Consider the following 23,116-nt stretch of genomic DNA (forward strand, 5'->3'; position numbering starts at 1 on the left):
TCAAAGCGGCGAAGGCCCCACGTACGAACGGACCTCTCACGCCGGGGCTAGGCGTGAAAGGGCCGTTCATCACCCTCCTCGCCCCGTCTAATCCTCCGAGTCCAGCGAGCGCGGCCGCGGCGAAGGCTTGAACCCCGGCGACCCGGGCGAGTTCTTCGCGATGGGAACCACCGCGAGCCGACGCCGTCCCGGCATGGCGGCCACGAGAACGACACCGATCAGCAGCATCGCCGTACCCGTCCAGAACATCGGCACCGTGTCGTAGGCCGCGTTGGTGTAGGCCAGGTTCTTGACCGGTCCCTTCGGCGCCGCGCCACCGTTGTTACCGGCAGGGGGTGCCTGAGCCGTGCCGCACTCGACACCGCCGGCCGGCGCGTACGCGCGGGCGATCTGCTCGCCGAGCGAGACCTGGGCCAGCGACGACGGGAGGTTCTTCGCGGCCTCCGGCGGGAGCGCCTTCTGCAACGCGGTCGTCGGCAGGATCTGCAGGTCCAGCAGCCGCGCCGAGGCACCCATCTGGAAGCCCTTGAACGGCGAGGTCATGTCGCTCGACTTCTGGTTCAGCCCGGCGATCGACAGCTTCAGCACCCCGAGGTCGAGGGTGAGCCCGTTCCCGGCCTCGCCGCCGGGAAGGTGCTTGGTGGCACCGTCCATCATCTCGGCGAGCCCACCGACGACCGGCACGTTCTTCAGCTGCTCGAAGCCGGGGACCTGCTTGAGCGACGGCAGCGGGATCCCGATCGGGATGTCCTTGGTCGGGTTGTTCGCGTCGAGGGTGAACAGCACCTTGTCGCCGCGGACGATCTGCAGCACCGGCGCGGTGTACTCGACCTTCGACGTCTTCTTGTCGCCGGTCGAGGTGACCCGCAGCGTCGGCTGGCTGGCGACCTTGATCGTCAGGCCGAGCGGCGTGCCCTTCAGCAGCTCGATATTGGCCGCCTGCAGCGTCGACGTCGATTCGACGGCCTTGTTCTTCGAGCCGGGGATGTCGACCAGCCGCACGACCGAACGCGACGACAGCGTGTTCGGCAGGCTCAGCACGGCGCCCTTGCCGTCGGCGTTGGTGCTGGTGCCCGACAGCAGCCCGCCCAGGTTCGCCAGCGGGCCGAGCGCGGACAGGCCCGCCTTGAGCTGGTCGGAGGCCTGGGTCAGCTGGTCGGCGCCCGGGATGTTCGGGATGGTCGGCAGCAGCGCGAGGTTCGCGATCGACGTGCTCGAATCGGCGATCGTGCCGACGCACGGCCCGAGCGTCGGGCTCCAGCGCGCGTGCGCCTCACCGTTGAGCAGGCCCAGGTTGAACAGCGGGTTCTTCGGCGCGTTGAGGCCGCCGCTGATCGGCTTCGGGTTGTCCGGCAGTGCCGTCTGCACGAGGCTGCCCGGCGTCTGCGGCGCGTTGCCCGCGGCGGACAGGCCGAACGGCGACGACTGCGCGATCGCCTTTTCGTAGCTCAGGTAGGCCTCGGAGTTGGCCTGCGCGCTGGAAAGCCCCATCCCGGCCTCGAGCGCGGACTGCTTCGGCAGCATCTCGCCGGCTCCGGGGAGGATGGCGCTCGTCGGTACCGCGTTCGGCAGCAACCGCAGGACGCCGAGCGCCGCCCCCGCGTCACCGACCGCCTTGCCCAGCGGCTGCGGCCCGATCGGCGCCGACATCGGCGGCTGTCCCGGGTTCGCCGGATCGGGGATCGGCGTGGTCGGGATCGTCTGGGCGGTCGCCGGGGCCGCGGTCAGCAGAAGCAGGGCCGCGGCGGCCGGAAGCGCCAGCACACGGGGCAGTCGTTGCCGCATGAACAGGTCCTCCAGTGGGGATGGGCCGATCTTGGGGGACTGAGACCGGCGTCATAGGACCTTAACGACGGTGGCCCTGGAAGGTGACGTTCAAGCCTCCGCTACACTTGTCCCCGTCATCGGGTGCGAGCCCGATGTTCGCCGCCTTAGCTCAGTCGGCCAGAGCGATTCACTCGTAATGAATAGGTCAGGGGTTCGATTCCCCTAGGCGGCTCCGCAGGTCAGGGCCCCATTCGGATACTCCGGATGGGGCCCTGAGCCGTTTCCGGGGCCGACGGCGCTGGCCGCCCCGAAATTCACCCGTTGGTGTCACCCTTGAGGAACATCCGCGACAGCGAAGTGCCCACTCCGGTGAGGTGGCCGACGAGCGCGTCCGCGTCCGCGTCGAGCAGGCCGGAGCGCCACGCGAGCATGATCTCGACGAAGCCGCCGATGCCCAGCAGGACGTTGACCCGGAACTCCAGCCCGTCCACGTCCGGCTTCAGATGCGGCCGGGCGAGTTCGATCAGCAGGCCGGTGGTCTCCTGGACGGTCTGCCGCCGCAGTTGCTCCAGCACCGCGCTGCCCGCGTGGTCGCCGAACAGGATCTGCGCGCGGGCAGGCTCTTCCTGCACGTGGTGCACGACGACGTCGACAGCGGCACGCAGCTGCTCCAGCGCGGGTTGCTCGATGTGGGCGGCGACGGCGTCGAGGACCATCCGCAGGGTCTCGTCGCGGACCTGTTCCCAAGCGGTGGCGAGCAATGCGTCGCGGTTCGCGAAGCTCTCGTAGAAGTACCGGTCGGTCAGGTTCGCCCGCGCGCACACGCCGCGCATGGTGACCGCCGCCCAGCCTTGTTCCTGCCAGATGTCGAGGGCGGCGCCGAGGAGGGCGAGCCGTCGTTCGGAGCGGCGTTCGTCGGCGGTCTTGCCGCTGTAGCGGCGGGACGCGGTCACCCTTCCATCTTGACAGCAGGTGCCCTCAGATTCATTCTGAGGGCATGCGACCGCAGAATGGCCTGCGAACCGGTTTGGCCGCCGCGCTGACGTCCGCTTTCGTGCGGCCGATCGCCAACGCGATCCCGGCCAACCGGGTGGGCGTCGCCTTCTCCCGCGCCTTCATCGCGAGCAGCCTGTGGCTGGCCTCGCCGCCGTTGAAGGGGAGCCGCGTCGAGCCGGGCATCCGCGGCGAGTGGGTCCGCGCGCCCGAGGTGACCGAAGGCAACGCCGTGGTCCTCTACCTCCACGGCAGCGGTTACGCGCTCTGCTCGCCGCGCACCCATCGCGGGCTGACCACACGGGTCTCCGCCGGCACCGGGCTGCCGGTCTTCGCCTGCGAATACCGCCTCGCGCCCGGACATCGTTTCCCGAGCGCCGCTGACGACGTCCGCGCGGCCTACGACCGGCTTCTCGACCAGGGATACCGGCGGATCCTTGTCGCGGGTGACTCCGCGGGCGGGCATCTCGCGGTCGACCTCGCCGCGCAGCTGATCCGGGAACGAAAAGACCCGCCTGCCGCGTTGGCCCTCTTCTCGCCGCTGTTCGACGTGACGTTTTCGTTGGCCGCCCAAAGAGAACGCATGAGCCCGGACCCGATGATCTCGGCCGCCGCGGCCGCGCGGCTGGTCGGTCTGTACACAGTGGACGCGGACCTCGCTTCGGCGCGGCTCCGGTTCGCCTTCGACGACATCAAGGGTTTCCCGCCGACGATCATCCAGGCGGGCGGGCTCGAAATGCTCGCCGCGGACGCCATCGAGCTGGCCAGGGCCCTGCGCCGCGCGGGAGCGGACTGCGAACTCGAAGTGGTCCCCGGCCAGATGCACGTCTTCCAGGCACTGACCCGCTTCATTCCCGAAGCGGCACCGGCGATGGAGCGGGCTTGCCGCTTCCTCGCCGGAAACCTACCGGCGATCGTGAGGGCGGCATGACGAAGCGGACCCACGGAGCACACGCCGTCGTCACGGGCGCGGGCAGCGGGATCGGGAGGGCGATCGCGGCCGAGCTCGTCCGGCGCGGCAGCCGGGTCGTCTGCGCGGACATCGACCTCGAAGCCGCCGAGGAAACCGCGAAAACACTCGAGAACGCGGTCGCCATCGCCTGTGATGTGTCCGATGTGGACGAAGTCGCGGACTTGGCGAACCAGGCACGCTCCTGGTTCGGCCGCGAGCCGGACCTCGTCGTCAACAACGCCGGGATCGGCGCGGGCGGCAAGCTCGTCGGGGAGAGCCCGCTGTCCGATTGGCGACGCACCCTCGGCGTGAACCTCTGGGGCGTGATCCACGGCTGCCACACCTTCGTCCCCGCCATGCGCGCGGCGAAGGCGGGCGGCGTCATCAACGTCGCGTCGGCCGCCGGTTTCACCGCCGCACCGAGGATGGCCGCGTACAACGTGAGCAAGGCAGGCGTCGTCAGCCTTTCCGAAACGCTGGCCGCCGAACTGTCCGGCACCGGCGTCGGGGTCACCGTGCTGTGCCCGACCTTCGTGCGCACCAACATCTTCGGCGGCGAACTCATCGACGCCGAGGCTCGCGGGCTCGCCAAGCGGGTCTCCGACGTGGTCGGGTTCTCGCCGGAGCGCGTCGCGAAGATGACGCTCGACGCCCACGATCGCGGACGCCTGTACGTGGTGCCGCAACCCGACGCTCAGCTTCTCTGGCACGCCAAGCGGTTCGTGCCCGTCCCGTACACGCGGATCGCCGGTCTGCTCGGCCGGTTCCTGCCCGCCGAAAAGGAGAAGTGATGGCCTACGACTTCGACGCGATGCTCCAGACCATCAAGGACAAGCAATGGTCGCTGGCCGACATCGACTGGGACGCGCCCGGCGCCGAGACGATGACCGACGAACTGCGCGCCAAGATGCGGCCGTTCATGGCCGATCTCGTGTGGATCGAACACGTCGGCGCCCGCGGGTTCGCCTCGCTGGCCAAGAAGGCGCCGACCCCGGTGATCCAGGAGATCTACCGCTACTTCCACGCGGAGGAACAGAAGCACGCCAACGCGGAACTGGCGTTGATGAAACGCTGGGGCATGCTCGACGAGCACGGCTCGATGCCCGAGCCGAACATCAACGTCAAGCTCGCCATCAAGGTCCTCGACGACTACGGCGACACGCTCCCGCTGACGGCGCTCGCCACGCTCATCCCGCTGCTGGAATGCGCGCTGGACGGCGCACTGGTGAAGTTCCTGCTGGAAGAGGTCTCCGATCCGGTGTGCCACCAGGTGTTCCGGCATATCAACTCCGACGAGGCCCGGCACATCACGGCCGATTTCGAGGTGCTGGAACTGATCGGAGCCGGCTCCACGACCAAGCTCCTCACCGAATCCGTCGGCTCGCTCAAACCCCAGATCGTCCTCGGCCTGATCGTGGTGTTCGTCCCGCTGATCAACAAGATGCGGGACAACATCGTCGCGATGGGCCTGCCGGAGAAGAAGCTGTACAACGCCGTGAAGCGGTTCTCCACGATCGGCGGCCGCGGCGAGTTCACCAAACGCATCCCGGCGTACCACGTGCTCAAGGCGCAGGCGGCGATGATCGTCGACCGCTCGCACGTCTACCACCGGCTGCTCGCCGACCCGATGGTGAAGGTGACCCGGCTGATCCCCGCGCGGCTGCTGGGAAAGCCGCAGTCGTGGACCGAGGAGATCACCCACGAACCGGTCGCGTCGTGAGCCTCGGCGAATTCCGGGGCGAGGTGCTGCGTGGCACCGAGTGGTTCGGGCACGACTTCTCCGGGCAGCGGGTGGCCGTGGTCGCGCCCGGCCGCGAGGCGGCGCAGATCGTGCCCGAAGTGGCGGCCACCGCGCGTTCGGTGAAGGTGTTCCAGGAAGAACCCGACTGGGTGGTGCCGATGCCGGTCCCCGGACCGAACGTCCTCGGCATCACCGTCGCCCGGATTTTCCTGCGCTGGCAGGTGAAAGACCCCTGGATCCGCAGGCTCCTGACGCCCGACCGGCGCTTCGGCTCGCGGCGGACGGCGCCGGGTCTCGGCTACTACGGGGCGCTGCGGCGGCCCGGGTGCAAGCTCATCACCTGGCCGGTCTACGCCTTCGCACCCGACGGGATCCGCACGGCCGAAGGTATCGAGCATCAGGCGGACGTCGTCGTGCTCGGCGCCAGTTCGCTCTTCGCCAAGGAAGGACTTCCCGCATGACGCCGGACCACGAGATCGCGATCATCGGCGGAGGCTTCTCCGGTATCGGTGCCGCGATCCTGCTTCACAAGGCGGGTTTCGAGGACTTCCTGATGCTGGAAGAGGGCGACGGCGTCGGCGGTGCCTGGCACTGGAACACCTATCCGGGTGTCGCCGTCGACATCCCGTCGTTCAGCTACCAGTTCTCGTTCGAGCAGATCTCCGGCTGGTCGCGGGTCTACGCGCCGGGCCGCGAGCTGAAGGCGTACGCCGACTACTGCGTCGACAAGTACGACATCCGCCGCCGCACGCGCCTCGGCAGCAAGGTCGTCTCCGCGACCTTCGACGACGAAACGCACTTGTGGCGCCTCGAAACCGCCGAGGGCTGGTCGATGACGGCACGGTTCGTGGTCGGTGCCACCGGCGTGCTCACCCAGCCGAAACCGCCGGACATCGACGGGCTCGATGGTTTCCGCGGCGAGGTCATGCACACCGCGCGCTGGGACCACGGCGTCGATCTGCGCGGGAAACGCGTCGCCGTCGTCGGCACCGGGGCTTCGGCCGTGCAGGTCATCCCGTCCATCGCGCCGGAGGCGGGTCACCTGACGGTGTTCCAGCGCACGCCGATCTGGTGCCTGCCCAAACCCGACGCCGTCCTGCCGCGGCCGGCGCGGCTCGCGCTGCGGCGGCTGCCGGGCGCGAAACTGGTGTCCCGGCTGGCCAGCCAGGCACTCGTCGAGGTGACCTTCCCGCTGGCCGCGCATTTCCACAATCTCCTGCCGACCGCGGGCGCGGGGGAGCGGATCGGGCGCGCGCATCTGCGCCGCGCGGTGAAGGACCCCGTGACCCGCGAGAAGCTCACGCCGCGTTATGCCTTGGGCTGCAAACGGCCGAGCTTCTCCAACGAGTACCTCCAGACGTTCGACCGGGACAACGTCACGCTGGAGACCACGGGTATCGACGCGATCACCGGATCCGGGGTGCGCACCGCCGACGGCACCGAGCACCCGGTCGACGTCCTGGTGCTGGCGACCGGGTTCAAGGTGTTCGAGAAGGGCAACATGCCCGCTTTCACCGTGCGCGGTTTCGGCGGCGCCGATCTGGAGAAGTTCTGGGCGGAGAACCGGTTTCAGGCCTATCAGGGCGTCAGCGTCCCCGGCTTCCCGAACTTCTTCACCATTCTCGGACCCTACGGCTACAACGGTTCCTCGTACTTCAACCTGATCGAGACGCAGACCGCGCACATCATCCGGTGCCTGCGCAATGCCCGGAAGACAGGCGCGACCCGGGTGGAGGTCACGAACGAGGCCAACGACCGGTACTTCCGGAGCATGCTGGACCGCCGCAAGCACCAGGTGTTCTTCCAGGACAGCTGTTCACTGGCCAACAGCTACTACTTCGACGCGAACGGGGACGTGCCCTTCCGTGCCTCGCCGACCTTGGAAACGATGGTGACGAGCCGGTTCTTCGACCTCGACGACTACGCCTTCGCGGACGGCCGGTGAACACTGGCTGAAGTACGCCGTCCCGCGCCGGGATGAGCCATAGGTTCGACACCCCGAACCTGGAGGCTGGTCTTGGAAGGCTTTCCCTGGGACGTCCTGCTCGCGGTGGTCGGGATCGCCGTCCCGGCCGTCGCGTTCCTGTGGGAGTTCGTGCTCGTCGGCCGCAAACGGCTCGGCTACCGCGTGCAGATGGACACCCCGACGGCGTCCGGGCGCGGGTTCGCGCCGACGGCCGACGCGCTGGCGCAGCTCCAGCACGAGAACGGCGAACGGCTCGTCGACCCGTCGTTCGTGCTGCTGCGCATCGAGAACAACGGCACCACCGACATCGACACCGACGACTACGCGGTCAACGAGAACGACCGCGTCGGCATCCGCGTGAAGTTCCCCGGCCGCACCGTGGCCGGGATGGTGGTGACCGAACTCAGTTCGCCGCATCTGCACGAGTGTTTCGGTGACGACTCCGGTTTCGGCGCGCGCGACGAGAATCCCGAGCAACCCGCCGGGGTGATCGACCTGCCGAGGGTGCCGCTGAACCGCGGCGCGCACTACAAGATCCTCGCCGTGCTCGACCGCGTCCCCAACGGCTCGCCCGACGCCTTCGACGATCCTCAGGTCGTCGGCGAGATCAAGGGCGGCAGCCTCCGGGAGACCAAGAGCCGCACCGGGCCGACGGGCTCGGTGATGGCGCTGGTCCTGTTCCTCGTGGTGATCAGCATCTTCCAGCTGACCCGTTCGCTGTTCTTCGACGAGAAGCCGCCGCCGCTGGACTGCGCGTCCGGGAAGCTCACGATCACCGGGTCGACGGCCTTCGCGCCGGTGCTGAAGGAAGCGACGGCTTCGTACACGAAGACGTGCCCGGGAGCGTCGTTCGCCTTCGACAGCCGGGGGAGCGCCGAAGGGCTGGGCAGCCTGAACCAGGCGGCGAACGACGGCACGCTGGCGTTTTCCGACGGTGCCAAGGGCGAGGGCTATCCGCAGCTGCTTCCGCGTCCGGTCGCGTTCTCGCTGTTCACGCTTGTGGTCAACAAGGAAGCCGGGGTCCAGGACCTTTCGCTCGCGCAGATCCGCGACGTCTACGACGGCAAGATCGCGAACTGGCGGGAGATCGGCGGCAAGGACCAGCCGGTCCGGCTCGTCGACCGGCATTCCGACTCCGGCACGCGGCGGACGTTCGAGGCCCAGATCCTGGCGGGCAAGCGGGAACCCGGCGACAACTCCGACGACTGCCTCAAACCGGCGCCGGGCGCCCAGCCGGGAGTGGTGCGGTGCGCGAAGCCGTCCACGAACGACGTCCTCGACGCGGTTTCGCGGGTGCCGGGCGCGCTGGGCTACAGCGAACTGGGCGCGGCCACGAAACGCGAGGACGTGCTGACGGTGCGGATCGACGGCCACCAGGCGACCCTGGAGGGCGCGATCCACGCGGCGTACCCGTTCTGGGAGACCGAGTACGCGTACACGTTCGGAGAGCCGAAGGCCGATTCGCTGGTCGCGAGCTTCCTGCGGTACCTGACGAATCAGGTCGGCAAGGACATCGTCCGGTCGCACGGGCACCGGCCGTGCGCGGAACTGGCGAACCCGGTGCTGTGCCGTCCGGGTGCGTGAAGGCGATGGGCCGGGTTGGTCGTGAGTGGCGATTCGGGTTAGAACCCGAATCGCCACTCACGACCCCCTGGACCGAGGTCAAGCGGGCGGCTTCAGCGTGACGACGGTGGCACTGGTCTCGCCACGCGGCGTCCGGTACGTGATCTCGTCGCCCTCCTTGGCGCCGACGAGCGCCAGGCCGAGCGGGCTGTCCGACGTGACCGTGGAGGCGTCGGCGTCCTCGCCGGGGATCGTGACGATGTGGAGCTCGTCTTCGTCGCCGTCGGCGAACCTGAGGGTGACGGTGGTGCCGTCGGGCAGCAGACCCTTGCTGTTCCGGCCGCCGTGCTCCAGTTTCGCCGCGACGTCGGCGATGCGCCGGTCGAGGTAGGCGGCGGCCTCCGCGCGGTCCAGCACCTCCGCCTGATCGGCGGCGTCGCCGGTTCGTTCCTGCTCACCGACGAGCGGCGCCATCGCGTCGCGCTGCGCACGCAGATCGGCGAGTTCCTTCTCCAGCTGCCGTCGCGCGGCCGGGCTGAACCCGTTGTCCCCTGAGGTCACCATGCCGCGCATTGTCCGCTACGGATCGGCGGCTAGCCACCTAGATTTTTCACCCGCTGTGATCGGCCGGGACGGTTGCCCTAAGCTTCAGGGCTCCTGTCCTGACTACTTGGTGTAAGGAACTTCGTGACCGCCGTTCCCGGCCGCAGCGCGCGGCTCTCCCCCAATCAGCTGCAGAAACAGGAGCAGATCGTCGAAGCGGCGCGTGTCGTGCTCGCCAGGGACGGGCTCGCGGGCTGCACCGTCCGCGCGATCGCGGACGCCGGACCGCTCACGAAGAGTGCGATTCATTACTACTTCGCGGATATCGACGTCCTGATCGACCGCGCGATGGCGGCGCACATCACAACGTTCATCGCCGATTTGCGCAAAATTTCGGCGAAGCACGATCACCCGTCCGAGCGGCTCTTCGCCGCGCTCGAGGCCTTCCTCGGCGAGTTCTCCGGCCGCCCGAACGCGGCCTTCCTCTGGTTCGAATACTGGATCGCCGCGGGCCGGGCGCAGCATCCTCAGGCCATCGACGTGATGCTGACGTCGATCACCGAACTGCTCGCGGAGCTGCTCGCCCCGCTCGACGTCGAAGACCCGCGGGCACGGGCGCGGGCACTGCTGTCCTACCTGCTCGGCGCGATCGTCCAGCAGCGCGTCCGGCGGCGGCCGTTCGCCGCACTGCGTGGCGACATCGAAGCTCTCTGTTTCGCGAACTACGGGTAGAAATACGCATTAGATCCGTACCGTTACGGATTGTTCTCCTCTTCCCGCTCCGGCCATGGTGAGGTTCCCCTTCCCTGCCTGAGAGCTAGGAGACGACGATGCGCATAAGACGGTGCATGGCCGTGGCGATCGCGGCCGTCGCGGCGTTCACCATCCCGGTCGCCGCGAGTCCGGCGACCGCGGACCAGCAGGCCGAGGACGCGCAGGTGCAGATCTACGAGGTCTTCGGCACCGGGACTTCGCAGCAGCGCACCCAGATCTCCCGGCTCGGTGTCGACGTCCTCGGCTCCGCGGGCGGCACGACCACCTTCATCGGCGAGGCGTCCGACGCGGCGAAGGTCCGCGCGCTCGGTTTCAAGGTCGAGCAGCGCGGTGTCGTCGACCGCTCGGAGAAGGTCGGCACGAACGCGATCAACGACTTCCCGCCGTACGACTCCGGCTACCACAACTACGCCGAGGTCACGACGGAACTGCGCAACGCGCAGGCCAATTTCGGTTCGATCGCGCGGCTGAGCAGCGTCGGCAACTCGTACCAGGGCCGCGCGCTGAACATGCTCAAGATCAGCGACAACGTCGCCACGGACGAGAACGAGCCCGAAGTCCTCTTCACCTGCAACCAGCACGCCCGCGAGCACCTCACCACCGAGATGTGCCTGCGGATCGTGAACCGGTTCACCCAGGGCTACGCCTCCGACCCGGCGATCAAACGGTTCGTCGACAGCGTCGAGATCTACGTGATCCCGAACGTCAACCCGGACGGCTCGGAGTACGACATCTCCGGCGGCAGTTACAAGTACTGGCGCAAGAACCGGCAGGGCAACGGCACCGACCCCAACCGCAACTGGGCCTACAACTGGGGCTGCTGCGGCGGTTCGTCGGGCTCGACGACCAGCGAGACCTACCGCGGCCCCTCGGCGTTCTCCGCGCCCGAGACCCGCGCGGTGTCCAACTTCGTGAACTCGCGCAAGATCGGCGGCGTCCAGCAGATCAAGGCGAGCATCGACTTCCACACCTATTCGGAGCTCGTGCTGTGGCCGTTCGGCTTCACCTACAACGACACCGCCCCCGGCATGACCGCCGCGGAGGCGCAGCGGTTCCAGACGGTGGGCCGTCAGCTGGCGGCGACGAACGGCTACACGCCGCAGCAGTCGAGCGACCTGTACATCACGGACGGGACGATCGACGACTGGATGTGGGGCACCCACAAGATCCTGAGCTTCACCTTCGAGATGTACCCGCGGGGATCGAACCCCGGTTTCTACCCGCCCGACGAGGTGATCGTCCGCGAAACCACCCGTAACGACAAGGCCGTGGACCTCCTCCTCAACACCGCCATCGGCTGAGCGACGTTCCGTGAAGGCCTCCTTCCCTACTCCATCCATGCCCCCGCCGCCGCCCTCAACGGACGCGCTGCGCGCGCAGCCTGGATTCGAGGTAGGGAAGGAGGCCTTCACGGACTTTCGCGCATAGGGTGCGGGGCATGCCGATGTTCGAATTCGAGGGACACCGTCCCCAGGTGGATCCCGAAGCGTGGATCGCCCCCACCGCCACCCTGATCGGCGACGTCGTCGTCGAGAAGGGCGCCTCCGTCTGGTACGGCGCCGTGCTGCGCGCCGACTTCGGGAGGATCCTCATCCGCGAGGGCGCCAACATCCAGGACAACTCGGTCATCCACGTCAACGGCGGCGTGACCGAGGTCGGCAGGAACGTCACCGTCGGGCACCAGTGCCTCGTGCACGACTGCACGATCGGTGAGCAGGCGTTGATCGGGAACGGCTCGACGGTGCTCGACAAGGCCCAGATCGGCGCGAAGGCGCTGGTCGCGGCCGGTGCCACGGTGACGCCCGGAATGGTCATCCCGCCGGAGACGGTCGCCATGGGCAGCCCGGCGAAGAAGCACGTCCCGCTCGACGGCACCGCTCGCGGCTGGGTCGAGCACAACGCGGCGATCTACCAGGAGCTGGCGCGCCGTCACGCGGAAAGCGTCAAGCCGATCGATTGACTCTCCAGCAACTGGAGACCATAGCTTCGGGTGCATGGCACCGAAGTCGAAGAAGAAAACGCACCAGGCGACGCTCGAGTTGACCGCCGGCAACGCGCCGGTGGTCGACCTCGGGAAGACGCTCGGGCAGACCGGCGTGAACCTCGTCGAGGTCAAGAAGGCCTACGACGCGGCGACCGCCACGCAGCGCGGCGACATCGTCCCGGTGGTCGTGTCGGTGTTCGAGGACCGCTCCTTCGAGCTCCGGCTGAAGACCCCGCCGACGTCGTTCCTCATCAAGAAAGCCTTGGGTGGCAAGGGAGCCGGCCGGCCGGGGCATGAGGTCGCCGGGAAGCTGAGCCAGGAACAGTTGCGCGGCATCGCGGAGCGGAAACTGCCGGACCTCAACACCGGCGACCTCGGCGCGGCCATGCGCACGGTCGCGGGCACGGCCCGCTCGATGGGTGTCGCGATCGAAGAACCGTGACGCGCAAGCACGTGATCGTCCCGCCTTTCCGCGACCTCGACCCGGCGCTCGAGGTCGCGGAAAGGCTGCTGGCACAAGGAAATCCGTGGCTCGCCGGAGTCGTGTCGGCGCTGCCCGACGAGCACGCCGCCGCCGACCGGCTCAACCGGGTCCTCGCCGGGAACGGTGCCGCGCCCCGGCTGGTCGAGGCCGGGAACGGCTGGCGCCTGGTGCAGGTGGCGTCGTGGCCGGGCTGCGGGGACCTGGTCACGGGCGCCTCCGGGCTGGCGGAACTCGTCGTGTTCGGCGGCTGGCGGCGGATCAAACGCTGCGCCGTCTGCGCACAGACGTTCTGTGATCGCACGGCCGGATGTAGCCGCCGATGGTGCGCCGCGCATCGTCCGCACGCCGAGCCGGGCACGAGCGGAGTGCTCTAGTCTGGTCCGCACCAGCGACTGGCGCCATTTGAGGTGGAGCACCACCGGGAAGCGACGACAAGGCCGGTACCGCGCGCCTGGGTCCGGCCGTCTCTGGCAGGAGTACGTCCGATGACACACCAGCCCGAACTTTCCGCGCTCGCCGCCGCCGACCCGCAGATCGCGGGGCTCGTGGAGGACGAGGCGAAACGCCAGCACGACAAGATCCGACTGATCGCGTCCGAGAACTACGTCTCCCAGGCCGTACTGGAGGCGACGGGCACCGTCCTCACCAACAAGTACTCCGAGGGCTACGCCGGCAAGCGGTACTACGAGGGCCAGCAGCTCATCGACCAGGTCGAGAACCTCGCCATCGAGCGCGCGAAGGCGGTCTTCGGTGTCGACCACGCGAACGTGCAGCCATACTCCGGTTCCCCGGCGAACCTCGCGGTGTACCTCGCGTTCGCGCAGCCGGGTGACACCGTGCTCGGCATGGCGCTGCCGGACGGCGGCCACCTCACGCACGGCTGGAGCGTGTCCGCGACCGGCAAGTGGTTCACCCCGGTCCGCTACGGCGTCCGCAAGGAGACCGGTCGCGTCGACCTCGACCAGGTCCGCGAACTCGCGCTGAAGCACCGGCCGAAGCTGATCTTCGCGGGCGGCACCGCGATCCCGCGCACCATCGACTTCCCGGCGTTCGCGGAGATCGCCCGCGAGGTCGACGCCGTCCTGGTCGCCGACATCGCGCATATCGCCGGGCTGGTCGCCGGCGGCGCGCACCCATCTCCCGTCGGGCACGCGCAGGTCATCACCACGACCACGCACAAGACGCTGCGTGGTCCGCGCGGCGCGATGATCCTTTCCGACGCCGACCACGCGAAGGCCGTCGACAAGGCGGTGTTCCCCGGGCTGCAGGGCGGCCCGCACAACCACACGACCGCCGCGATCGCCGTCGCGCTGGGCGAGGCGCAGAAGCCGGAGTTCGCCCAGTACGCGCACACGATCGTCGCGAACGCGCGTGCGCTGGCGGAGGCGCTGGTGGAGCGCGGCTACGACCTCGTGTCCGGTGGCACCGACAACCACCTGCTGCTGATCGACCTGACGAACAAGAACGTGCCGGGCAAGCCCGCCGCGCAGGCGCTGGACCGGGCCGGTATCGAACTGAACTACAACACCGTGCCGTTCGACCCGCGCAAGCCGTTCGACCCGTCCGGCATCCGGCTCGGCACCTCCGCGATCACCACCCGCGGGCTCAAGCCGGAGCACCAGACGCGGGTCGCGGAGTGGATCGACCGCACGATCACCGCGGCGGCGGGCGAGGAACAGTCCGCTTTGGACACCATCGCCGCCGAGATCCGCGAGTTCCTGGCGCCGTTCCCGATCCCGGGCTACTCGGCTTAAGCAGGTAGCGCGTGGGATGACACGGTCGGCCACGACCCGGTAGAGCGCGAAGGGGGCCCTTCACCGCACGTGATGCGGTGAAGGGCCCCCTTCGGCACTGCGACTAGTGCGCCGCCGGACCGTCGATGGCCTCCTTGGCCAGCCGGTCGGTCTCGCGGTCGAGCGAACGCTTGATCTCGGCCTCGGCCTCGGAGCGCCCGACCCAGGTCGAACCCTCGACGCTCTTGCCCGGCTCCAGGTCCTTGTACACCTCGAAGAAGTGCTGGATCTCGAGCTTGTGGAACTCGTTCAGGTGGTGGATGTCGCGCAGGTGCTCCAGCCGCGGGTCGTTCGTCGGCACCGCGAGGACCTTGTCGTCCGGGCCCTTCTCGTCGGTCATCCGGAACATGCCGATCGCGCGGCAGCGGATCAGGCAGCCGGGGAAGGTCGGCTCCTGGACGAGCACCAGCACGTCGAGCGGGTCGCCGTCCTGGCCGAGGGTGTCGTCGATGAACCCGTAGTCGGCGGGGTACTGGGTGGCGGTGAACAGCGTCCGGTCGAGTTTGATCCGACCGGTCTTGTGGTCCACCTCGTACTTGTTGCGCTCCCCCTTGGGGATTTCGATAGTGACGTCGAATTCCACGCCGGCCTCGCTGCTCTCGTCTTTGGTACGCCCCGCCGTCGCGGACGGCTCACCGAAATCATCGTCTTGTCTTCACTAGTGTGGACCACGGGGGCTCGGGCGGTCGCATCGATGTGGTCGTATGTGAGCTTGGCCCCTTCCCCGGACGGTGGATGAAGGAGCGTTGAGTGCCGGAAAACGATGCCCCGAGGTGGCCGTCGGACGACAAGGACACCTCATCCGCCGAGCCCAAGAGCACCAAGGGGGAGGGCGAGGCCACCATCTGGCTGCCCATGACGGGGATGGCGAACGGCAAGACCGAAGAGCTGTCAGTGCCGAAGGTCACACCCGAAAGTGGCTCCTGGTTCGAGCCGGTCGTCGAGGTGGAGGAGGAACCGGAGGTTCCGGAGACCCCGACGCCGAAGTGGTCCGCCTTCGAACCGGTGACGCCGGTCGAGCCTGAACAGCGCGAAGAGCCGAAGACGCTTTTCGTCCAGCCCGTCCAGCCGCGGCAGACCGACGAGCCGGACTGGGACCAGTTCGACAGGGTCGCCGAATCCCCGAGACCCGAGCCGAGGCAGGAGCCCCCGCGTCAGGAGCCGCCCCGCCGTCCCGAGCAGAGCCGGGTCGAGCCGCCGCCTCCCGCGCAGGTCCCGTCCGCGACCATGCACGCGCGCCCGGTCCGCATCGAGCCCGCCGAAGAGCGCGTCGACTCCGAAGCGACCGTCGGGATCCAGCGGCCCGAGCCGCCGTCCCAGGAACCCCCTGCAACCGAGGCCGCGCCCGCGCCGAAGCCGAAGCGCAAGCGCAAAGCCCTGCTGATCACGACCCTTGTCGTCGTCCTGCTGCTCGCCGGGATGGGTGGCGCCGCCGCGATGCCGAAGGTGTCGAACCGCCTCGGCCTGCCCTGGGCGCCGAACGCGCCGAAGGGCGAGATCCCCAAACCCGCGGGTATCACCCGGGTCCTGCACGGGCCGGACATCAACGGCGCCGGGCCGACGAAGGAAGGTCTCGCGGCCGCGCTGGCGGGCCCCGCCGGTTCCCCGGACCTGGGCACGCTCACCGGCACCGTCGTGGACGCGGCGTCCGGCGAAGTCTTGTGGGACAAGAACTCCGGCACCCCGCTGACCCCGGCGTCGACCACGAAGATCCTCGTCGTCGCGGCCGCTCTGCTGTCGATGGACCACGGGACGCAGTTCTCGACGAAGATCGTCCAGGGCGCCGAGCCGGGCACGGTCGTCCTCGTCGCGGGCGGCGACCCGTCGCTGACCTCGCTGCCGCTGGGCACGGACTCGCCGCTGTACCCGGGCGCGGCCCACGTCGACGACCTCGTCGCCCAGGTCAAGAAGGCCGCGGGCGGCAAGATCTCCAAGGTCCAGCTGGACATCAGCCTGTTCAAGGGGCCGACGTCCGCGAAGGGCTGGGACCCGGAGGACACCGCCGCCGGGAACACCTACATGGCGCCGGTCCTCCCCGTGATGGCCGACGGCGGCCGCGCCGACCCGAAGAACGACCACGCGCCCCGCGTCGCGAACCCGGCTGCCGCGCTGACCCAGAAGATCGCGGGCAAGCTCGAAGCCCAAACCGGCGGTACGACGACGGCACCGAAGGACGCGAAGGTGCTCGGCGAGGTCAAGTCGCAGCCGCTCGCGGAGTTCGCCAACTCGCTGATGCAGCTTTCGGACAACCTGATGGCCGATGTCCTCGCCCGCCAGCTCGCGATCTCGAAGGGCGCCGAGGCGTCGTTCACCGGCGGCGCGACCGCGACGATGGACGTGCTCAAGCAGGCCGGGTTCGACCTCACCGGCGTCCAGATCAACGACGGCAGCGGACTGTCCGACCTGAACAAGATCCCGGCCAAGGTGCTCAGCGAGATCCTCGCGGTCGCGGCGGCACCGGACGGCAAGGATCCGAGGACGGCCAAACTGCGGCCCCTGCTGGCCGGCCTCCCCGTGGCGGGTGGCAGCGGGACGCTGGAGAAGCGCTACGGCGATCCGGCGTCGGCCGCGGGCCGCGGCTGGGTGCGCGGCAAGACCGGCACGCTGTCCGGGGTGAACACCCTGGCGGGCGTGGTGCTGGACACCGACGGCCGGATGCTGGTGTTCGCGCTGATGTCGTCCGGTTCGGACCAGAACAAGGGCAGGGCGGCGCTCGACGTCGTCGCGGCGACGCTGCACAAGTGCGGCTGCCGGTGAGTGACCGGAATCGGAGCGTGAGGAAGTCGGGACGGAATCCGGTCTTCCAGCGGGTAGCGTCATAAGAGTGACTGAGGAAACGCCGACCAAGACACGTTCGATGGTCGACTGGTCCCTGGCCGCCTCGACGGGTGCCCTCCTGGTGCGCGGCGGCCCGGTGGTCGACCGCGAAGAGGCCGAAGAGGCCGTCGCCGATCTCCGTGACCTGACCGGCGAGGCGGAGAGGCATGTCCGTGAGCTGACCGGTCTCGGCCTCGACCTGCCGCTGCTGCCCGCCGAAGTCGTCGACAGGCCCGGCTGGGTCCGTTCGGCCGCGGCCGGCCTCGACGCGCTCACCGGCCGTGCGCTGCCGGAGGCACAGGGCGGCCCGCTGGCGCCCGTGCTGGCCGGGGGCGCCGGTGTTCAGACCGGTCTGGTGCTCGCCTTCCTGGCTTCCCGCGTGCTCGGGCAGTACGACCCGTTCGGCGGGCCGGACCGCGCCGGGCAGCTGGTGCTCGTCGCGCCGAACGTGGTCGCGGCCCAGCGCGCGATGGACGTGCCGGGCCATGACTTCCGGCTGTGGGTCTGCCTGCACGAGTGCACCCACCGGTTGCAGTTCACCGCCGTCACCTGGCTGCGCGACTACTTCGCCGACGAGGTCGAGCGCCTGATCGGCGGGCTCGCCGGCCGGGACGCGGACGGCCTGAGCGATCTGGTCGGCCGCCTGCCGGACACCATCAAGCAGATCGGCAAGGGCAAGGCGGGCGGCGCCGGTCTCGCCGAACTCCTGCAGTCGCCGAGCGAACGAGCGGTGTTCGACCGGCTCCTCGCCCTGTCCACGCTGCTGGAGGGGCACGCCGACTTCGTGATGGACGCCGTCGGGCCGCAGGTCGTGCCGAGTGTCGAGCTGATCCGTTCGCGGTTCACCGCCCGGCGCAAGGGCGGCGGCCTGATCGACCGCGTGCTGCGCAGCCTCCTCGGCGTGGACGCCAAGCTGCGCCAGTACGAACAGGGCGCGAAGTTCACCAAGCACGTCGTCGACGCCGTCGGCATGGACGGCTTCAACGCGGTGTGGACGTCGCCGAACACGCTGCCGACCAGGGCCGAGATCAGCGATCCGGCGGCCTGGGTACGGCGCCTGCACGGGTGAGCGGACCGGATCCGGCGATCGCGGCCGTGCGGACGGCCGTGCGGGACTTCCTCGCGTCGATCGACAGCACAGTCGCCGTCGACGAGTTGTGCGTCGCGGTCTCCGGCGGCGCGGACTCCTTGGCGCTGGCCGAAGCGACCGCGTTCACCGGCGGCCGCGCGGGACTGAAGGTGCGGGCACTCGTCGTCGACCACGGCCTCCAGGAGGGTTCCGCCGAAACCGCCGTCCGCGCCGCGAACACGGCGCGGGAGCTGGGCGCCGACACGGCCGAAGTCCTGAAGGTGCGGGTCGAGGGCGCGGGCGGACCGGAGGCGGCGGCCCGCCGGGCCCGCTACGGCGCCTTGCGCTCGGCGCTGCCGGACGGACGCGGGGTCGTCCTGCTCGGCCACACCCTCGACGACCAGGCCGAAACCGTGCTGCTCGGCCTCGGCAGGGGCTCCGGGCCGCGTTCGCTGGCCGGGATGCGCCCGCACGACCCGCCGTGGGGACGGCCACTGCTCGGCGTCACCCGTGCCACCACCCGGCGGGCTTGCCAGGCGCTCGGCGTCGACCCGTGGCAGGACCCGCACAACGAAGACCCGCGGTTCACCCGTGTCCGGTTACGGACCGAAGTACTGCCCCTTCTGGAGGATGTGCTGTCCGGCGGTGTCGCGGCGTCGCTCGCCCGCACGGCGGCGCAACTGCGCGAAGACACGGAGGCGTTGGACACACTCGCGGGCGAGGTCCACCTGCGTGCCTTCACCGGCGAAGGGCTCGACGTCGCGGTGCTCGCCACCGAACCGCCCGCGCTGCGGCGACGCGTCCTCCGCAGGTGGCTGCTGGACTCCGGTGTCCGCGAACTCACCGACGCCCACCTGCGTTCGGTCGACGCTCTGGTGGGGAACTGGCGGGGTCAGGGCGGGGTCTGGCTACCCGGCGACTTGGTGGCCGCGCGGGCGCATGGCAGGCTCTCCCTCGAAGCACCCCAGTCCACCACCTAGAGGGGATCGTCCCGTGTACGAAGGCGAGATCGCCTCCGTGCTCGTCACCGAGCAGCAGATCAACGACAAGATCGCCGAGCTGGCGGCAAAGGTCGCGGCGGACTACCCGGCCGACGGCCCCGGCGCCGGGCAGGGAGACCTCCTGCTCGTCGGCGTGCTCAAGGGCGCGGTGATGTTCATGACCGACTTCGCCAGGGCGCTCCCCCTTCCCTGTCAGCTCGAGTTCATGGCGGTCTCCTCCTACGGCTCGGCGACGTCGTCGTCCGGCGTGGTGCGGATCCTCAAGGACCTCGATCGCGACATCGCCGGCCGCGACGTGCTCATCGTCGAGGACATCGTCGACTCCGGGCTGACCCTGTCCTGGCTCCTGAAGAACCTCGCGAGCCGGAACCCCGCGTCGCTCGAGGTCGTCTCGCTCCTGCGCAAGCCGGAGGCGGTCAAGGTCGACGTACCGGTCAAGTACATCGGGTTCGACATTCCCAACGAATTCGTAGTCGGATACGGCCTCGACTACGCGGAGCGTTACCGGGACCTGCCCTACATCGGCACCTTGGATCCGCACGTTTACACGTCCTGAGAACCGCTTGCCCGCGTGTGCGGAAATACGGAACCCTGAGCGGCGAGAACGCGTCATAGGCTGCGATCGAGTGCGTTAACCTATGCGAAGACCTTTGCCACGCAGCCGTCGTGGCCTGGCCCGGGGGAAACGGAGAGAGCTCAGATGGGGAACAGCTTGGCGGACGCGAACGCGTTCAAGAACGCCGCGGCCCAGGGTCAGGTCGGGATCGACCCTGACGCGGCCCAGACCGTCCTGAACAAGATCCGCACCGGCAAGGACGCCATCGAGGCCCTCCTCCAGCGGGCCGGCGACCTCGGGCAGGCGCCGAAGCTGGGCAACAACCCGGTCGGCAACGCGATCGCCGCGAAGGTGGCGAACCGTGCCGACGGCGGAGGCGACTCGTACGCGGCCGCGCTCCAGAACCTTTTCCAGCAGTACGAGGCCGCCGAGTCCGGCATCGTGACGGCGATGGCCCGCTACCACGAGATCGACCAGGCCGCGGCCGAGCCGTTCCGTAACGTCTGAGGGGGAGTCAGAAAGCCATGCCACCGAAGCACAGCGCCGACTCTTACGGCGAAAGCAGCAGCAGCACCACGCCGGTCCAGCTCGGCGACAACTCGCACGCCGAGAGCATCGTCTCCTCCGCGCGCGGCCGTTCCGACGGGTTCGACATCGGTGCCGACCGCGCCATCACCAACCCGCCGAACTGGGAGAGCGCGCCGAGCAGCCAGGACCTGTGGAACCAGGCCAACATCGGCAACGACCCCAGCACGGCGACCGCCATCAGCCAGTCGTGGGGCTCGCACGGCAGCAAGCTGAGCCAGGCGTCGAACGACCTCTACAACGCGATCTCCGAACTGGGCGCCGCCTGGATCGGGCAGGGCGCCGCGGCCGCGCAGGGTTCGCTGGTCGCCATCGCGAACTCGGGTTCGCAGGCCTCCGAGGCCGCGCACACGATGTCGGACAGGCTGCAGAAGCAGGCCGACGCCGCCACCAAGGTCAAGCTCATGCCGAAGCCGACCGACTACAGCCCCGAGAAGGCCATGGGCCAGGCGCTGGCGGCGGGCCCGATCGGCATGATCACCGACCAGAAGCCCCTCGCCGACCAGGACAAGGAAGTGCGGGCGGAGCAGGCCAGGTTCCTCGAGGCCTACACCAAGGAGATGAGCGAGGTCGACAGCTCGACCCCGAGCTTCGGCCCCGAATCCCTCGGCATGAAGCCGACCGCGACGCACAACAGCGCTTCGTTCAGCGGCGTCGGCAACATCGGCGGCGCAGGCCTCAACTCGGGCGCGGTCTCCGGCACCCCCGTCTTCGGCGGTACGCACGGTTATGGCGGCGCGCAGGGCAGCGTCGGGGCTCCCGTCCACGCCGGTCCGGACTCGGGCGTGTTCTCGCAGGCCGGGTACAGCCCTGCCGCCGGTGTCGCGCCGGGTGCGGGCGTCGCGTCCGGCGCCGGTGCCCCGATGACCCCGCACGCCCCGGCGAGCGGCGGCAACGGGCTCGGCCAGGCCCTCACCGCGGCCGCGCTCGGCGGTGGCCTCGGCTACGCGGGCGCCAAGGCGCTCGGCCAGGGCAACAAGTCCGGAGCCAAGGACACCGACAGCACCGACGCCGCCGCCACCGAGAAGGGCGGGCCCGCGCAGAGCGCCGCGTCCCAGGCCGTTCCGCAGCAGGGCATCGTGTCCTCCAGCGGCACCATCGGTGGCGCCACCCCGCCGCCGATGCACGGTATGGGCGGCGGCATGGGCATGGGCGCCCACGGCGCGCAGGCCGAGCAGGAAGAGGAGCACACGCACGCGTCGTTCCTCATCGAGCCGGACCCGGACGACGCCTTCGGCGCCAACGAGGCGACCCCGCCGCCGGTCATCGGCGCCTGGACCGAAGACGACGAACGCTAGAGCGGTTTTTTCACCGGGCGCGCGGCCGATCCGGCCGCGCGCCCGCTGACTTCGTGCGAGAGCCTGCCCCGGCCGAAGGCCCCGCCATCGCGGTGGCAGGACGCCCTGTCCGCAGTCGTGAGGCAGCTGACCAAGCAGTGTCCTGCCGACGCCGATCGCGGACGCGGGTTCACCAACAGACACTAGGGGCGGAAGATGGCGAACGGTGAACTGCTCACCCCGGTCGAGCTGGACTTCCTGTGGGAGGGCGCGAACGCCGGAGAGCTGCCGTACCCGCTGCGGCTCCGCTCGCACGGGGCGACCATGGACGAGCGCGGCGCCCTGCGGACGCAGACGCTCCAGTCGCTGAACCAGCGTCGTCTCGCCGACGAGCGCGGACGCCCCGAGCCGCATATCGAGGACTACTTCGGTGTCCTCGCGAGGCCGGACCTGAGCCTGGACTGCGTCCAGCTCAACAATCCCAACACCGAACCGCTGCTCGCGGTCGCGTCGCTGCTCGGCGGCCAAGGCCTGCTGACGGTGCAGGACCCGCGCGGTTTCCACTTCCACCCGATCGCCCCGGACGGCCTCGCGAGCGCGATCGTCTCCCTCCTGCCGCCGGGTTCACGCGGGACGGAGAAGTCGATCACCCTTCCGCTGGACGGGCTCGTCGGCGCTTCGGGCGCGGACTTCCTCCAGCGCCGCCAGCCGCAGGTCGACGGCTCGGCGACGTCCGACGAGGACCGCAAGGCCCTGTCGAGGCTTCAGGCGCAGCCGCGGCTTCGCGGTGGCCAGTTCGGCGCCAACGCGCGCAGCAAACACGGCACGCGGAGCCGGTCTTCGGTGCTGAGCTGGTTCGACACGCAGTCCGGCCGGTACTTCACCCAGGCCACCCGCGGTTCCGACGGCCGGGACTGGATCACCGTCGCGCCCGCGGACCCGGCGACGCTGCGGCAGCGGCTCACGGAGTTGCTGGGGAAGATCGCGGCCGAGGCCTCGCCCGCGCACTGAGCCGAGGGTGGGCAAGGGCCCCTGCACTGCTCTCCGATCGCCCCCCACCCCGTGCCGCGAAAGCCACAGTGAGACATCAGACGTCGCGAAAGAAGCTTTCGCGACACGCGTCCCGGCAAAGTCGTTGTGGCTGGCCGGTCCAGGTGGTCGTGGGGGGGGAGTTGGGGTGGAAACCCAACCCCCCCCCCCCACCCCCCCAACAACCCGACCCTTCCGGGAAACAGGTCTCCGAGGCCGCGC

The 23,116-nt window shown here is 69.4% G+C and carries 23 protein-coding genes and 1 tRNA gene; 20 read left to right on the forward strand and 4 right to left on the reverse strand.

The genetic code is table 11. From position 1 onward, the window contains the following. Nucleotides 1–87: 87 nt before the first annotated feature. Entirely contained in the window at nt 88–1,785 is a 1,698-nt protein-coding gene (locus AC0685_RS05425; protein WP_478224404.1) for a hypothetical protein, read from the reverse strand. Nucleotides 1,786–1,925: 140 nt separating this feature from the next. On the opposite strand from AC0685_RS05425, the gene AC0685_RS05430 reads away from it, so the two are divergent. Further along, a tRNA-Thr gene (locus AC0685_RS05430) sits at nt 1,926–1,999 on the forward strand. Between the two features lie 82 nt (nt 2,000–2,081). On the opposite strand, the gene AC0685_RS05435 is transcribed toward AC0685_RS05430, so the two are convergent. Continuing rightward, nucleotides 2,082–2,720, reverse strand: coding sequence for a TetR/AcrR family transcriptional regulator (locus AC0685_RS05435; RefSeq protein ID WP_478224405.1), 639 nt, complete (start codon nt 2,718–2,720; stop codon nt 2,082–2,084). 44 nt (nt 2,721–2,764) lie between these two features. Here AC0685_RS05435 and AC0685_RS05440 point away from each other — a divergent pair, with 44 nt between their 5' ends. The 6 genes from AC0685_RS05440 (at nt 2,765) to AC0685_RS05465 (ending at nt 9,003) form a co-directional block, all read left to right on the forward strand. Continuing rightward, nucleotides 2,765–3,691, forward strand: a complete 927-nt coding sequence (locus AC0685_RS05440) for an alpha/beta hydrolase (protein WP_478224406.1) — start codon at nt 2,765–2,767, stop codon at nt 3,689–3,691. Continuing rightward, nucleotides 3,688–4,503, forward strand: a complete 816-nt coding sequence (locus tag AC0685_RS05445) for an SDR family NAD(P)-dependent oxidoreductase (protein WP_478224407.1) — start codon at nt 3,688–3,690, stop codon at nt 4,501–4,503. The genes AC0685_RS05440 and AC0685_RS05445 overlap by 4 nt, the downstream gene beginning before the upstream one ends. Continuing rightward, nucleotides 4,503–5,432: a ferritin-like domain-containing protein gene (locus AC0685_RS05450; RefSeq protein ID WP_478224408.1), complete on the forward strand. Its 930-nt coding sequence runs from the start codon at nt 4,503–4,505 to the stop codon at nt 5,430–5,432. The genes AC0685_RS05445 and AC0685_RS05450 overlap by 1 nt, the downstream gene beginning before the upstream one ends. Beyond that, complete coding sequence (locus tag AC0685_RS05455) at nt 5,429–5,914, forward strand: NAD(P)/FAD-dependent oxidoreductase (protein ID WP_478224409.1); 486 nt, start codon at nt 5,429–5,431, stop codon at nt 5,912–5,914. The genes AC0685_RS05450 and AC0685_RS05455 overlap by 4 nt, the downstream gene beginning before the upstream one ends. After that, nucleotides 5,911–7,398, forward strand: coding sequence for a flavin-containing monooxygenase (locus AC0685_RS05460; RefSeq protein WP_478224410.1), 1,488 nt, complete (start codon nt 5,911–5,913; stop codon nt 7,396–7,398). The genes AC0685_RS05455 and AC0685_RS05460 overlap by 4 nt, the downstream gene beginning before the upstream one ends. 72 nt (nt 7,399–7,470) lie before the next feature. Then, nucleotides 7,471–9,003, forward strand: coding sequence for a PstS family phosphate ABC transporter substrate-binding protein (locus AC0685_RS05465; protein ID WP_478224411.1), 1,533 nt, complete (start codon nt 7,471–7,473; stop codon nt 9,001–9,003). Nucleotides 9,004–9,081: 78 nt separating this feature from the next. Here the strand turns inward: AC0685_RS05465 and AC0685_RS05470 are convergent, their stop codons facing one another. Continuing rightward, a complete protein-coding gene (locus AC0685_RS05470) occupies nt 9,082–9,546 on the reverse strand; it encodes a GreA/GreB family elongation factor (protein ID WP_034310019.1) in 465 nt (154 codons plus the stop codon). A 123-nt stretch (nt 9,547–9,669) separates the two neighbouring features. Between AC0685_RS05470 and AC0685_RS05475 the strand changes: the two genes are divergently transcribed. From AC0685_RS05475 to AC0685_RS05500, 6 genes are all read left to right on the forward strand, one after another. Next, a complete protein-coding gene (locus AC0685_RS05475) occupies nt 9,670–10,257 on the forward strand; it encodes a TetR/AcrR family transcriptional regulator (protein WP_034310021.1) in 588 nt (195 codons plus the stop codon). A 116-nt stretch (nt 10,258–10,373) separates the two neighbouring features. Next, nucleotides 10,374–11,600 (forward strand): M14 family metallopeptidase, encoded by a 1,227-nt coding sequence (locus tag AC0685_RS05480; RefSeq protein WP_478224470.1) that lies wholly within the window; start codon nt 10,374–10,376, stop codon nt 11,598–11,600. A gap of 137 nt (nt 11,601–11,737) precedes the next feature. Next, nucleotides 11,738–12,259 carry a gamma carbonic anhydrase family protein gene (locus AC0685_RS05485; RefSeq protein WP_478224412.1) on the forward strand — a complete coding sequence of 174 codons (522 nt, stop codon included), beginning with the start codon at nt 11,738–11,740 and terminating at the stop codon, nt 12,257–12,259. Nucleotides 12,260–12,293: 34 nt separating this feature from the next. Beyond that, nucleotides 12,294–12,725 (forward strand): uL11 family ribosomal protein, encoded by a 432-nt coding sequence (locus AC0685_RS05490; protein ID WP_478224413.1) that lies wholly within the window; start codon nt 12,294–12,296, stop codon nt 12,723–12,725. Beyond that, entirely contained in the window at nt 12,722–13,141 is a 420-nt protein-coding gene (locus AC0685_RS05495) for a CGNR zinc finger domain-containing protein (RefSeq protein WP_478224414.1), read from the forward strand. Before AC0685_RS05490 ends, AC0685_RS05495 begins: the two co-directional genes overlap by 4 nt. Nucleotides 13,142–13,252: 111 nt before the next feature. Then, nucleotides 13,253–14,521, forward strand: a complete 1,269-nt coding sequence (locus tag AC0685_RS05500; protein ID WP_478224415.1) for a serine hydroxymethyltransferase — start codon at nt 13,253–13,255, stop codon at nt 14,519–14,521. Between the two features lie 103 nt (nt 14,522–14,624). On the opposite strand, the gene AC0685_RS05505 is transcribed toward AC0685_RS05500, so the two are convergent. After that, on the reverse strand, nt 14,625–15,143 hold the full coding sequence (locus tag AC0685_RS05505; RefSeq protein ID WP_016337787.1) for an inorganic diphosphatase: 519 nt from the start codon (nt 15,141–15,143) through the stop codon (nt 14,625–14,627). A 167-nt stretch (nt 15,144–15,310) separates the two neighbouring features. On the opposite strand from AC0685_RS05505, the gene dacB reads away from it, so the two are divergent. The 7 genes from dacB to AC0685_RS05540 all read left to right on the forward strand — a co-directional run bounded on the left by dacB (nt 15,311) and on the right by AC0685_RS05540 (nt 22,876). After that, nucleotides 15,311–17,317 (forward strand): D-alanyl-D-alanine carboxypeptidase/D-alanyl-D-alanine endopeptidase, encoded by a 2,007-nt coding sequence (dacB, locus tag AC0685_RS05510; RefSeq protein ID WP_478224416.1) that lies wholly within the window; start codon nt 15,311–15,313, stop codon nt 17,315–17,317. Between the two features lie 100 nt (nt 17,318–17,417). Beyond that, nucleotides 17,418–18,446: a zinc-dependent metalloprotease gene (locus AC0685_RS05515; protein ID WP_478224471.1), complete on the forward strand. Its 1,029-nt coding sequence runs from the start codon at nt 17,418–17,420 to the stop codon at nt 18,444–18,446. Beyond that, on the forward strand, nt 18,443–19,426 hold the full coding sequence (tilS, locus tag AC0685_RS05520) for a tRNA lysidine(34) synthetase TilS (protein ID WP_478224417.1): 984 nt from the start codon (nt 18,443–18,445) through the stop codon (nt 19,424–19,426). Before AC0685_RS05515 ends, tilS begins: the two co-directional genes overlap by 4 nt. Nucleotides 19,427–19,439: 13 nt before the next feature. Then, complete coding sequence (hpt, locus tag AC0685_RS05525; protein ID WP_034310045.1) at nt 19,440–20,003, forward strand: hypoxanthine phosphoribosyltransferase; 564 nt, start codon at nt 19,440–19,442, stop codon at nt 20,001–20,003. A 144-nt stretch (nt 20,004–20,147) separates the two neighbouring features. Then, nucleotides 20,148–20,510 (forward strand): hypothetical protein, encoded by a 363-nt coding sequence (locus tag AC0685_RS05530; protein WP_125683481.1) that lies wholly within the window; start codon nt 20,148–20,150, stop codon nt 20,508–20,510. A 17-nt stretch (nt 20,511–20,527) separates the two neighbouring features. Beyond that, entirely contained in the window at nt 20,528–21,886 is a 1,359-nt protein-coding gene (locus AC0685_RS05535) for a WXG100 family type VII secretion target (protein ID WP_478224418.1), read from the forward strand. Between the two features lie 195 nt (nt 21,887–22,081). Beyond that, nucleotides 22,082–22,876: an ESX secretion-associated protein EspG gene (locus tag AC0685_RS05540; protein ID WP_340685352.1), complete on the forward strand. Its 795-nt coding sequence runs from the start codon at nt 22,082–22,084 to the stop codon at nt 22,874–22,876. Nucleotides 22,877–23,116: the final 240 nt, after the last annotated feature.

The organism is Amycolatopsis sp. NPDC043889 (genome assembly GCF_056435645.1).

Excerpts from the sequence above, each read along its gene's own strand:
- AC0685_RS05530 (WP_125683481.1), top strand. The coding sequence starts at position 20,148 with ATGGGGAACAGCTTGGCGGACGCGAACGCGTTCAAGAACGCCGCGGCC.
- AC0685_RS05480 (WP_478224470.1), top strand. The coding sequence starts at position 10,374 with ATGGCCGTGGCGATCGCGGCCGTCGCGGCGTTCACCATCCCGGTCGCC.
- AC0685_RS05500 (WP_478224415.1), top strand. The coding sequence starts at position 13,253 with ATGACACACCAGCCCGAACTTTCCGCGCTCGCCGCCGCCGACCCGCAG.
- AC0685_RS05440 (WP_478224406.1), top strand. The coding sequence starts at position 2,765 with ATGCGACCGCAGAATGGCCTGCGAACCGGTTTGGCCGCCGCGCTGACG.
- AC0685_RS05450 (WP_478224408.1), top strand. The coding sequence starts at position 4,503 with ATGGCCTACGACTTCGACGCGATGCTCCAGACCATCAAGGACAAGCAA.
- AC0685_RS05540 (WP_340685352.1), top strand. The coding sequence starts at position 22,082 with ATGGCGAACGGTGAACTGCTCACCCCGGTCGAGCTGGACTTCCTGTGG.
- AC0685_RS05485 (WP_478224412.1), top strand. The coding sequence starts at position 11,738 with ATGCCGATGTTCGAATTCGAGGGACACCGTCCCCAGGTGGATCCCGAA.
- AC0685_RS05515 (WP_478224471.1), top strand. The coding sequence starts at position 17,418 with ATGGTCGACTGGTCCCTGGCCGCCTCGACGGGTGCCCTCCTGGTGCGC.
- AC0685_RS05460 (WP_478224410.1), top strand. The coding sequence starts at position 5,911 with ATGACGCCGGACCACGAGATCGCGATCATCGGCGGAGGCTTCTCCGGT.
- AC0685_RS05445 (WP_478224407.1), top strand. The coding sequence starts at position 3,688 with ATGACGAAGCGGACCCACGGAGCACACGCCGTCGTCACGGGCGCGGGC.
- AC0685_RS05470 (WP_034310019.1), bottom strand. The coding sequence starts at position 9,546 with ATGGTGACCTCAGGGGACAACGGGTTCAGCCCGGCCGCGCGACGGCAG.
- AC0685_RS05490 (WP_478224413.1), top strand. The coding sequence starts at position 12,294 with ATGGCACCGAAGTCGAAGAAGAAAACGCACCAGGCGACGCTCGAGTTG.
- AC0685_RS05535 (WP_478224418.1), top strand. The coding sequence starts at position 20,528 with ATGCCACCGAAGCACAGCGCCGACTCTTACGGCGAAAGCAGCAGCAGC.
- AC0685_RS05425 (WP_478224404.1), bottom strand. The coding sequence starts at position 1,785 with ATGCGGCAACGACTGCCCCGTGTGCTGGCGCTTCCGGCCGCCGCGGCC.